Annotated in this window: 1 protein-coding gene; it reads right to left on the bottom strand. The window is 61.2% G+C overall.

All coding sequences use genetic code 11. The features are described from left to right. Positions 1-374 precede the first annotated feature (374 nt). Positions 375-1,455 (bottom strand): hypothetical protein (locus tag Q8M88_RS10000; RefSeq protein ID WP_371132665.1); only part of this gene is annotated, 1,081 nt, incomplete at its 5' end.

The following is a 1,455-nucleotide window of genomic DNA, read 5'->3' on the forward strand; positions in this document are numbered from 1 at the left end:
AATCCTTCTGGTGCGCGAAACGCGACAACCGTATCCTTCGTCATGTGGCATATCCTTTTCTCTGCGAGAACTGCGGCGCGTCAACAACGCCTTGATATGCCACCCAATCCCCCCGTCACCAACTTTCAGCTATAGCTCTCCTTTCAGTTTCTGGAGGTGCCAGTGGGCAAGGTCCCTAACGTCAAAAGCGCAACAACAAGAAAAGTCCGCTGACGCAACTTCTCGACGACAGTCAAACCGGTGCCAATCGTTTAGAAAGTGTCGCCTGAAATTGCTGCCCCGCAATCGGCAATGGTTGGCATCCGGCATCCCCATTTCCGTGTAGCCGTGCGCTTGGACCGGCCGGTAGTATCTCCGGACCAATGCCGGATGGATCATACTTTGATCAGCGCCGCAGTTATATACATGAAAGCTATACCCCCTAGGAATCCGCCTAGAACCGCAGGTGAGAACAGCACCGCTTGCCGGTCGGAGTTTTGCCGCATCAAGTAGCTGGTGACTTCGACGATAACCTGCCCGATCGCCCCGGCCCCAACCGCCAGTGCAAGTGCCGACCATTGCGGTGCGTAGGCGAGACTGCCTGCCCACATGCCCAGCACTGCCGGTCCGCCCGCAAGCAAGGTCAGCGCGGCAAAGGTCCAGAGCGGCGGGTGGATGCGCAGGATGGGGGCGGCGATGCCGATGCCTTCGGTGACGTTGTGGAGCGCAAAGCCGAGAACGAGGAACGTACCAAGCCCCGCTGATCCGGCGGCAAAGGCGCCACCGATGGCCAGCCCTTCGCCGAAGTTGTGCAGGCCGATTCCAAGGGCAATGTAAAAGGCCAGCGCCAGACCCTCGGGCTGGTCGCGCCAGCGGCCGATGGCCATCAGCAGAAGGAAACTGGCAAGGGCCGCCAGCCAGACCATGGCCGGTCCTTGGAAGAGGGCGGCAGCATCCGCCGACAATTCCAGCGCCTCGCCCGTCATATCGATCAGTAGGAAGGCCAGCAGGCCGACCGTCAGCGCCAGAAGCACGTTCATGCCCTGCCGACCCAGGCCGCGCATTGCCGGGTAGAACATCAGGCCAAGCGCTACCGGCAAGAGGCCGACAATCGCGCCCACCAGCGCCTGCAGGCGAAGTTGCCCCGCGTCGGCCTTGGGTGTCGGCACGGCCACGGCGATCTCGTGTTCAAACACCGTCCCGGTATTGGAAACGAGTGCCACGCGATGCGCCTCACCCAGAACCCAGGGGTAGGGAACGTGCAGCCAGGCGGTATCACCGCGCGCAATGGGCCCGGCAGGCTCTTGCGTGAAGGACCAGTAGGCGTCGTCCACCGCGGAGCTATAGCTGAAAGTTGGTGACGGGGGGATTGGGTGGCATATCAAGGCGTTGTTGACGCGCCGCAGTTCTCGCAGAGAAAAGGATATGCCACATGACGAAGGATACGGTTGTCGCGTTTCGCGCACCAGAAGGATT

It is taken from the genome of Phenylobacterium sp. (genome assembly GCF_030693805.1).
GTDB lineage: Bacteria > Pseudomonadota > Alphaproteobacteria > Caulobacterales > Caulobacteraceae > Phenylobacterium.